Here is a 9,512-nt window from a genome sequence, read left to right as displayed (position 1 = left end):
GTCGATGGATGGCAAAGGCGCCTGGCGCGACAACGTATTCGTCGAGCGCGTGTGGCGCAGCATCAAGTACGAAGAGATTTATTTGAGAGCCTACGAGTCGGTCAGCCACGCCCGGCGCTCCATTGGCCAATACATTGAGCTGTACAACCGCAAACGTCCTCATTCGAGCCTGGCGGATCAGACGCCCGATGAGGCATACTTCGCGACGCTGCCAGCGATCAAATCGGCAGCATGATCGCCCCGGACGTTCCACTTAAAAATCTCGGGACCTTGTCCGAACAAGCGGTGCCACCTCTGTACCAACGTGATGCGATCCAAGGTTGAACCCATGAAGGAGGTCGCCCGCATGATCCGAAAACACTTCGACGGCATCGTCGCATGGACCCAGACGCGCCAGACCAACGGCTTTCTGGAAGCACTCAACGGCCTGTTTCAGGCCGCCAAGCGACGCGCTCGCGGCTACGCAAACCTCGAAACCATGCGCACAGTGCTGTTCCTGATCGCCGGCAAACTCAACTTCGCGCCGATCAATCCGCACGCCACGTAACCCATTCAAATCTCAAAAGAGCCTATTTTTACTCGCGGGCCACGCGAGGGGGCATGCACATGCCCGCACTACCCAGCTTTCACGGTAACGAGATGCGTTAAACCAGGTGGCCTCCTGCAGGGCCGACAATAGCTCTTTGGGGAAGTCTGTGCCGATCTCTGCTCTGGCCGCGCGTTCGAACAGCTTGCGGGTCGAATCGGGCACACGCCGGCAACTACCATATATCGCAATGACGATCTTCCGGACGCAATCGATCGACGAGTACAGCTCGGTGAAGACTTCTTCAACAACAGCAGAGAATTCCTGTGAGTTAAGGGCGGCCGTAAAGCCTTTTTGCGCGAGTTCTTCGTTGTCCAGGCAAAGATTCGGCGCGAGTTTTTCTGCCACGCGGCGAAGGGTCAACGCTTTTTGAAAGTGATTGTCGACACCCGCGACGGCTTTTCTTGCGTCTGGCTTGAGGTCGTATGTGGTAGCAAAAAACTGCTTGAACTTGTCAACCTGTCCCCAGCGATCGGGAGTAAAAACGCAAACGAAGGGCGTACGATTTGTCATGGCAAGCTCGTAGTAGGCATCCTTGCTGATGCTTGACTGACCGAGATCAGTGACCAGGACACCCGGTCCCGATTATGTTACCTCACCAGGAAGCCAACTGCAGCGATGGCCACCAGTGTTTCGGCGGGTGGCGTGGCGCCTGTCTGTCTCAGCCAGAATGAAACCCGCAATTGCGCGTGATCCGACTCGCTGCGGCGACAACAGCCTCAATCACGTTTTGTCGTTTGAGTTCAGGGCTGAAGTGCTTCGAGTAAGCGACACTGATCGCTGTCCGCATCTGCCCGCTGACATCCCCGACGAGGGCGCCTACTGAGGAGATCCCCATAACCTGTTCGTCCTCGATCAGAGCATATCCGTCGGTCCGAATCTTATGCAAGGACGCAACAAGTTTTTCCGGGTCGGTAATCGTCTTGGCCGTGCTCTGCTCCAGCGGTTCTAGTCGCAGCAGTTCAAGGGCCTGGTCGTCAGGGAAGGACGAAAGGATGGCCTTACCAATGGCCGTATTGTGTAGTCCAATAGGAGACCCGGGTTGTACCCTGACGGTCACTGGTCCCTTGCCGTCGACACAAAGCAGATACATTGGGGTTTTGTCCTGAAGCACGCCAAGATAACCATCGATACGCATGCTATCAGCCAGCAACTGGAGTTCTCCGCGGGCCTCCAACAACAACGTGTCTCGCGCCATCAGCGCCGCCCCCATATTCAACGTCTGGTACCCGATACTGTACCGACGCGTAACAGGGTCTCGTCTCAAATAATGCTTTGCGGTCAAGGTGTTGAGGAGACGCTGAACGATGGCCGGACTTAAACCGAGCCGACGGGATATTTCTCGAGGCCCCATCGGCTCCTGCGACGCATTGAGTAGCTCCATGACGTCGAGGCCGCGCTCAAGTGATTGACTCTTCATTGGGTCTTGTCTATACGAAAGCCTGGCGGCCTATGGATGGTCGGGTTGGGCGATGGGCCCTTACTTTACCCGATCTTGGCATAGTTCCCGAGTCGAATGGGTCAAAAGCTCGTGTCCGCCATCCGTGATGATAGCCGTATCTTCCACCATCATGCCGCCCCAACCGAGTTCGTAGTAGGGGGTCTCGACGCAGAAGACCATGCCCGGTTCGAGTAGGACGTTCGAATTGGGGGCGATGGGGGGAAATTCATGGGAATGCAAACCGATGCCGTGGCCACAGTGACTCCGCTGGTAATCCGGCAGCGCACCTTGCCGAACAGTGTCGATAGCGATCTTGTAAATGTCGCTGGCCAACGCGCCTGGTCTCAAGGCCGCAATTTGCGCCTGCTCGCCGGCAAGCAGTGCCGCGTAGCGCTCGGCTTGTTGATCGCTTGGGCCCCCAACCGTCAGAGTACGGGCCATGTCTGAACAGTATCCCTGTACGGTGCAGCCAATGTCCATGCGCACGAGGTCTCCGTTCTCAAGGCGCTTGGCGCGAGCGTAGGCATCAACCCGTGAGCTGCGCTCGCCGGACGTAACGACGACGAAGCGCGGGATGCCCCCCCCTTGAACGATCGCGCCGTTAATTTCGCCTGAGATATCGAGTTCCGTGACGCCAGCTCGAATCATAGGCACGATGGATTCGAGCGCTTTGTCGGTGATGCGTGAGGCATGACGCAGCAATGCGAGTTCGCCTGGCAATTTCGTTGCGCGCGCTCGCTTTAACGAAGGCGCCCCGTTTTGGAATGCCACCTGAGGGAATTGCCGCCAAATTGTCCGTGCCAATTTTTCGTCGCGCGTGTCCAGGCCCACGCGGCCGCCGCGGATTTCGAAGCTACGTAATGCGGACACGATCGTATCGACAAAATTGTCACCCGGTTCCGGCATGTCTGCATAGCCGGCCACTCTGGCCGTTGCGCCGACGTAAAAGACGCCGTATCGCCAGATGCACGATGGGTCTTCCAATTCCTCTAAAGCAGCGGCTGCATCGCTCGCGCCAGTAATCAGGGCCACCCGATCGCGCGTTGCGATCGCGGCTTGCGCATATGGACCAGCGTCCTGAAGGATGCTCCGGTAGCCCGTCAGGTAACCGACGTGGACAGGGTCCGTAGTGATGATTGCGTCAAGTTCCGGCGCAGCCGAGAAGAGTTTCTGCCTGCACGAGAAGGCAAGGCTGAGGGAGTGTTGCTCGAGACTACCGACAAAGCTCATGGATTTCTCCGTCCTGGTGACCGCACCTATTATAGGAACGACGTTCCGATAAAGTAAACCATGTATCAGAGCTCGTTAACCCCCATAACGTTGCCCATGCCCGACGTCGATAATAACGGAACAGTGACCCGATATTAGGAACATGCGGACAGCAGGATGTGGGTCTGTCACTTACCTTTCTTGGAGGAGATCGACGATGTTCAAAAAGAGGCTTGGTACTGCGATGTTCGTGTGCGTCGCGGCTGCGGTGTTCGGGCATTCGGCTGCCGTGCTGGCGGACGGCAACGTGACGACCGCTAAGTTGGCTGTCGGAGCTGCGCCCGATGCGCCACCTTTCTCGTATATCCAAGGGGGCAAATTTCTTGGAATTAGCAACGACATCTTGCAGAGGGTAGGGAAGCTAGAAAACCTTGATATGCGTTATCAGCAGATGGCATTCGACGGTTTGATTCCGGCACTCCAGGTTGGACAACTCGATATCGCCGTAAGCGGTATCTTCATTACGAAGGAACGTCAGGCAATTGTGGACTTTTCGACGCCTTATTTCGTCGAAGGTGCTCTCGTCGTAGTTCCGGTGAACAGTGCAATCAAGAGCCTTGCTGAACTCAAGGGCAAAACGATTGCTTGCGAACAGGGCTCTGCCGCACTGAAAGTAGCGCGTGAGCACGCGGCTGAATGGGGCGTCACGCTGCGCATCCTCCAGGATCCGGCAAGTATGCAACTTGCGATGAGATCGGGTGACGTGGCCGCGATGATCTACGACTCCGCACTGGTGAACTATCAATTGCGAATCGAAGGTGCCAAGCCTACGATCAAGATCGTGAGTCCTGTGCTAGATCCGACAGGTATCGCGTTCGCCTTCCCGAAAGGCAGCAAGTGGGTCGCAATCGTCAACCGGGGCATCGCGAAATTGAAAGCCAGCGGCGAATTGGATGCCATTGCGAAGACTTACAACATGAATTGAGGTGCAGCTACTCATGAAAGATTTGAATTGGCTTTGGGATTACCTTCCTTCTCTTTGGGAGGGGTTGAAACTAACGGTGATCCTGACAGCGACATCGATGATTTTCGGCGGCGTACTAGGTTTGCCTCTCGCGTTTATGAAAATGTCCAAGTTCCGCTTAGCGGCTTCGCTTGCCGGAGCATATGGAACCGTCATCCGCGGCATGCCGCTACTCGTCCAAATTTTGCTAGTTTACTTTGGTCTACCCGTGTTGACGGGTGTTCGGACACCCGCAACAATTGCCGGCGGAATTGCCATGGCGCTATACACGGCGGCGTTTCTGGCCGAAGTCTTTCGCTCAGGGATTCAGGCAGTCGATCGAGGGCAAATGGAGGCTGGACGTGCAATCGGGTTTGGTCATTGGCAAACCATGAGACTGGTGATTATTCCGCAAGCATTTCGAACCATGATTCCGAATTTGGCGAATCAGCTTAGCATCACGCTCAAGAATACGTCGCTTTTGTCTGTTATAGGTGTAACGGAACTCACACTCGCTGGGCAGAACATTTACATGCAGAATTTTGACATGATCCGTGTCCTCTCGATAGTGGGCGGCATGTATCTTGTCATATACCTCATAGCCGAACGCATGACCGGCTATCTCGAACGAAGGGTTTCTCGATGAATGCGCCAATTCGTCTTCTTTCTGAGCTCGGAGGTCAATCCGAGCCAGGTGCTAGCGCGCACCAGGTTGCAGCCGAAAGTGTCTCCATGATTTCTGCGAGCGGTGTCGAAAAAGCGTTTGGATCAGTTCAAGTGCTCAATGGCGTTAGCATGTCGGTCGCCGAGGGCGAGGTGGTTTCCTTAATCGGTGCATCTGGATCTGGAAAATCAACGTTCCTCCGCTGTCTGAATTTACTCGAGACGCCGGACGCTGGAACCATACATATCGACGGCGAAGATGTGCTAAGCAGGCGGTACGACGTAAACAAATTGCGTCGAAAGATCGGCATGGTGTTTCAGAACTTCAACCTGTTTAGCAATATGACGGCGCTCGAGAACGTGACTCTCGGACCGACGAGGTTGCTGGGGATGTCAAAGCTGCAGGCGAGGGAAGAAGCTGAGGAGCTATTGGCTAAGGTGGGCCTGATTGAGAAGGCCGGTGTAGTGCCGCAAAAACTGTCCGGCGGGCAGAAGCAGCGCGTCGCGATCGCCCGCGCGCTGGCCATGAAGCCGCGTGCACTTCTCTTCGACGAACCGACGTCGGCGCTTGACCCTGAGATGGTACGTGAGGTGCTGGACGCCATCAGGAATCTCGCCCGCGATGGGATGACGATGGTTGTTGTTACCCATGAAATGGGGTTTGCTCGTGAGGCAAGCAAGCGCGTCGCATTTATGCACGGCGGGAAAATCCTGGAAATTGGGCCGCCGGCCCAGGTGCTTGGCAATCCGCGTGAAGAACGAACGCGCGAATTTCTCTCAAAAGTGCTGTGAGGTGGCGCAAAAATGGCAGATCATGTTTTTGAACAATCGACTCTGTGCGTTCATAGGACTGGCGCGAGCACCGAGGGATTTCGGAGCTTTTCTACGCCGGTGTATCGGGCGTCCACGATCGTATTCCCAAGCGCACAAAGTTATCGCGATCGTTCCCTTCAGTTCCCGGACGGATATAGCTACGGGTTGATGGGGACACCAACGACCCGTTCACTCGAGGAACAACTGACCCGACTCGCAGGGGGCGTTCGTTCCGTCCTTGTTCCGTCAGGGCAAGCCGCTATATCAGTCCTCATGTTGACTCTATTGGCGCACGGCGATCATGTCCTGATTCCCGATAGCGTCTACCCGCCGGTGAAGGATTTTGCGGAGGAGGTCCTGCAGCGCTATGGAGTCGCGTTCGACATCTACGACCCGATGAACCTGCAGTCTCTGCGCAGCTCTATCAGAGTTGGGCGGACAAAGCTGATTTGGATAGAAGCTCCGGGTTCGACAACAATGGAAGTCTGTGACATCCGTGAAATCGTAAGTATCGCGAAAGAAAATGATGCGTTGACCGGTTGCGATAACACATGGGCAACGTCGATTTTTTGCAAGCCGATTTCGCTAGGCGTGGACGTCGTGGCTGAAGCGTTGACCAAGTATGTCGGCGGACATTCCGATCTTTTGCTGGGTGCGTTGAGCTTTGCGTCGATGGATGTTTATCTGCAGGTAAGAGAACAACTCGCAAATTTGGGCATAGGTGTATCGCCTGATGACTGCTCTCTAGCGCTGCGTGGCATTGAAACCATGTCAGTGCGCCTGGCACACGTCGGGTCGACCGCCCTGGAATTCGCACTGCGCTTGAAGGACCGCCCTGAAATTGCCCGTGTTATTCACCCGGCGCTTCCGGAGTCTCCCGGACACGAGTATTGGAAGCGGGACTTTCAGGGGAGTACTGGCGTATTTTCTGTCCAACTGCAGATGCAAGACACGGCGCAAATCGACCGGGCACTGGGTCGTCTTGAATTGTTCGCAATCGGCGCGTCATGGGGAGGGACGCGAAGCCTCGTTGCACCGATGTCGCTCGATGGGCAACGTAGCTTTGGAGCGGGCAGTTGTAATTCAACGTATTTGAGATTCAGCGTCGGATTGGAAAGTCCGCTCGATCTTTGGCGTGATATCGAGCGATTGTTGTCAGCCCTTTAGTTAATTTTGTTCTATCGAGGAGGGGTACTTTTGATATCCTCGGTGATGATGGTTGGCAAGGTGCCGTTGGAAATCGTCAGTTATTTTGTGTTGATGGTTTTGCTGGTGGTGTAAAAGGTGCTAAAGGTTGGGTTGACTGCCTGCTTGTGTGGTCGGCAAAGTTATTAATGTGCTGCCCATTTACTCTATAGTAACTAATTTTGTGCCGTCGCTAACTTTGGCTTGGTGGCGAGACTTAATTTTACGAGTAGTTTATTTCTTGTCGATTAAGTTAGTATAACTAATATCAAGAGGCGAATTGATTTTTAGATTGGCGATATCGGATGCGGAGGAGATATGATGAATAGGATTTTTGCTGCAGCTGTACTTGGGTTGTCTGTAACAGTATGTCATGCTCAATCCAGCGTAACCCTTTACGGGGTCGTGGACGACGCTTTCATGTTCAATTCCAACGATGGCGGAAAACATCAATACGCCTTGATGGACGGCGCGATGAATTCCAATCGTTGGGGATTAAAAGGAAATGAGGACCTAGGGGGCGGATGGGCTGCGCTGTTCGCCGTGGAGGGTGGTTTCTCCTTAAATTCGGGGGCGATGGGGAACAGTAACACGTTGTTCGGTCGACAATCGTTTGTCGGCCTTTCCGGCCCCTACGGCAAGGTGACGTTAGGACGTCAATACTCCGCTGGCGATTCTTACACCGGTGAACTGTCGGCGGGTGGGACCTGGGCGTTCAACGGTTCGGGCGCCGGGGCGCACCCGGCAGATGTCGATAATCTGGACGACTTCAGGTGGATAAACAATGCGATCATCTATGCCACTCCCGAGTACAGGGGGCTGAGCGGGAAAGTAATGTATAGTCCTGGCGGTGTTCCCGGTTCGACAAAACAGAACAGCATCATCGGATTAGGTGCAGGATACAATAATGAAAACCTACGCGTCGGCATCGGCTATCTTATAGTTAATAATCCGAATTATTCTTTTTACGGTAACAATGCTGGATCCAGTACGACTGGATCGAATTTCTGGAGTCCGGTTGATTCGGGATTCGCCTCAGCGGGGTCCGAGCGGATATTTTCTGTCGGTGCATCTTATAGTATTGGCCCCGCAACACTCGGCGCTGTCTACAGCAATACCCAGTTTAGAGATTTGGGGAGAACGCCGGTGGAAGGACTGACAGACACGGAAAATGCATATCGTGGCACGCAAACATTTAATATCGGCGAACTCAACGCAACATATCAGTTTTCGCCTGCGACGCTGATCGGGGTATCGTATTCTTATACGCATTCATCGGGCGTCACATCCGCCACTTATCATCAGGTAAACATCGGATTCGACTACAGCATTTCGAAGCGTACCGACTTTTATGGGGGTGTGGTGTATCAGCGTGCAGCGGGAACCGATTCGCGCGGCCTGCCTGCTGTAGCTAACATTGCAGCGGTTGATCCATCGTCTGGTCAAAACCAGACCGTCGCTCTAGTCGGAATAAGCCACAAGTTTTAAGTGGCTCGAGGCGGCCGTCACGAAAGTTGTGGGGGCCGCCTCCTGTCGGTTACTGAATGTCGATAGGTTCTTGTTCTGTGGATCGAAGTGACTGCCGGCATATTTGACAGGCGACTAGGGGTGGAAGGACGGCCTGCCGGTTCAGGCAGTTCATTTATAATGTGTGGATAGTCATGGGGCCCGGAGTTCGCCCGGGAGGCCGCCTCACTGGTCACCACCTCGGGCACCGCGCCGTGCGGCTCCATGAGCAGGATGACCGAGCCTTCCGACACGGCATCTCCGACCCTGAGCTTTATTTCACGAACGACGCCGCCAAAAGGACTCGGCACATCCATGGTGGCCTTGTCCGACTCCAGCGTAACCAGCGATTGCTCTTCCCGTACTACATCACCCGGCGCAACCAGCACCTCGATGACGGGGACGCCCTTGTAGTCGCCGATGTCAGGCACCTTAATCTCTGTTACATGCACCCCCTACCAATGGGCGCATCGCCTGCTGCAAACTGTACCTGGCATCGACCAGATTGCGAGCGCCCTGATCCTGATCGAAATCGGCGACGACATGACCCGCTTCGGGAGTGCCGATCGTCTCGCGGCATGGGCAGCACTTTGTCCCGCCAAGAATGAATCCGCCGGCAAGCGCAAGTCAGGGCGAATCGGAAAAGGCAGTTCGGTTATCCGCTACATCATGTGTGAATGCGCCAACTCCGCGTGGAAAACCAAGAGCTCGCTGGCAGCCAAATATAGAAGCCTGATGGTACGCAAGACGCACAAAAAAGCGATCATCGCTCTGGCTCACAAGATGATACGGTTGATCTTCCTGCTACTGAGTCGCCCCTGAACAATTCGCTTCTCGTGCGGCCGGCGTCACACCATCGCGTCGGCAGCAATGCTGCGGTTGAACAATGCAGCGAGAATGAAGACACAAAGAAAGCGCAGCTTCCTGAGGATCATCCGCAGATTATGGCCAGCGCCGCACAGCACCGCGTGCATCGCATCGCCGAGCGCGCCCTTCAGCCAGTTGCGATCGAGTTTTCCGTCTGTCTTCATGTGACCGATGGCTGGCTCGATTGCGCTGCGCCGTCTGATCATCGCGCGTAGCCCGCGTGTGATGCCCCGCCGCAA

The 9,512-nt window shown here is 54.9% G+C and carries 9 protein-coding genes and 4 pseudogenes; 8 read left to right on the top strand and 5 right to left on the bottom strand.

The window, feature by feature from the left end; all coding sequences use genetic code 11:
• Both M3A49_RS41245 and M3A49_RS41240 read left to right on the top strand, forming a co-directional pair.
• Window positions 1-235, top strand: a 235-nt coding sequence (locus tag M3A49_RS41245) for an integrase core domain-containing protein (RefSeq protein ID WP_133190276.1), incomplete at its 5' end; no start/stop codon positions are given.
• 60 nt (window positions 236-295) lie between these two features.
• Window positions 296-547, top strand: a pseudogene (locus tag M3A49_RS41240) (transposase); the annotation flags it as partial.
• A 12-nt stretch (window positions 548-559) separates the two neighbouring features.
• Here M3A49_RS41240 and M3A49_RS41235 read toward each other — a convergent pair.
• From M3A49_RS41235 to M3A49_RS41225, 3 genes are all read right to left on the bottom strand, one after another.
• Entirely contained in the window at window positions 560-1,099 is a 540-nt protein-coding gene (locus M3A49_RS41235) for a hypothetical protein (protein ID WP_266233877.1), read from the bottom strand.
• A 148-nt stretch (window positions 1,100-1,247) separates the two neighbouring features.
• Window positions 1,248-2,006 carry an IclR family transcriptional regulator gene (locus M3A49_RS41230; RefSeq protein WP_028209118.1) on the bottom strand — a complete coding sequence of 253 codons (759 nt, stop codon included), beginning with the start codon at window positions 2,004-2,006 and terminating at the stop codon, window positions 1,248-1,250.
• A gap of 60 nt (window positions 2,007-2,066) precedes the next feature.
• Window positions 2,067-3,257 carry a M24 family metallopeptidase gene (locus tag M3A49_RS41225; protein ID WP_266233876.1) on the bottom strand — a complete coding sequence of 397 codons (1,191 nt, stop codon included), beginning with the start codon at window positions 3,255-3,257 and terminating at the stop codon, window positions 2,067-2,069.
• A gap of 196 nt (window positions 3,258-3,453) precedes the next feature.
• Here M3A49_RS41225 and M3A49_RS41220 point away from each other — a divergent pair, with 196 nt between their 5' ends.
• From M3A49_RS41220 to M3A49_RS41200, 5 genes are all read left to right on the top strand, one after another.
• Window positions 3,454-4,221: a substrate-binding periplasmic protein gene (locus M3A49_RS41220; protein WP_028209116.1), complete on the top strand. Its 768-nt coding sequence runs from the start codon at window positions 3,454-3,456 to the stop codon at window positions 4,219-4,221.
• A gap of 13 nt (window positions 4,222-4,234) precedes the next feature.
• A complete protein-coding gene (locus tag M3A49_RS41215) occupies window positions 4,235-4,885 on the top strand; it encodes an amino acid ABC transporter permease (protein ID WP_028209166.1) in 651 nt (216 codons plus the stop codon).
• 86 nt (window positions 4,886-4,971) lie between these two features.
• A complete protein-coding gene (locus M3A49_RS41210; protein WP_254319272.1) occupies window positions 4,972-5,694 on the top strand; it encodes an amino acid ABC transporter ATP-binding protein in 723 nt (240 codons plus the stop codon).
• Window positions 5,695-5,706: 12 nt separating this feature from the next.
• The gene (locus M3A49_RS41205) at window positions 5,707-6,882 is read left to right on the top strand and encodes a trans-sulfuration enzyme family protein (RefSeq protein ID WP_051482105.1); all 1,176 of its coding nucleotides are present in this window, start codon (window positions 5,707-5,709) and stop codon (window positions 6,880-6,882) included.
• Window positions 6,883-7,218: 336 nt separating this feature from the next.
• The gene (locus M3A49_RS41200; RefSeq protein WP_081772117.1) at window positions 7,219-8,388 is read left to right on the top strand and encodes a porin; all 1,170 of its coding nucleotides are present in this window, start codon (window positions 7,219-7,221) and stop codon (window positions 8,386-8,388) included.
• A 227-nt stretch (window positions 8,389-8,615) separates the two neighbouring features.
• On the opposite strand, the pseudogene M3A49_RS41195 reads toward M3A49_RS41200, so the two are convergent.
• Window positions 8,616-8,858, bottom strand: a pseudogene (locus M3A49_RS41195) (biotin/lipoyl-containing protein); the annotation flags it as partial.
• Between the two features lies 1 nt (window position 8,859).
• On the opposite strand from M3A49_RS41195, the pseudogene M3A49_RS41190 reads away from it, so the two are divergent.
• Window positions 8,860-9,219 (top strand): annotated as a pseudogene (locus M3A49_RS41190) (transposase); the annotation flags it as partial.
• A 35-nt stretch (window positions 9,220-9,254) separates the two neighbouring features.
• Here the strand turns inward: M3A49_RS41190 and M3A49_RS41185 are convergent.
• Window positions 9,255-9,512, bottom strand: a pseudogene (locus M3A49_RS41185) (IS5/IS1182 family transposase); the annotation flags it as partial.

The sequence above is a fragment of the Paraburkholderia sp. CNPSo 3076 genome, assembly GCF_026343935.1.
GTDB classification, from domain to species: Bacteria; Pseudomonadota; Gammaproteobacteria; order Burkholderiales; family Burkholderiaceae; genus Paraburkholderia; species Paraburkholderia nodosa.
This window is presented reverse-complemented; position numbering and strand designations above follow the sequence as displayed.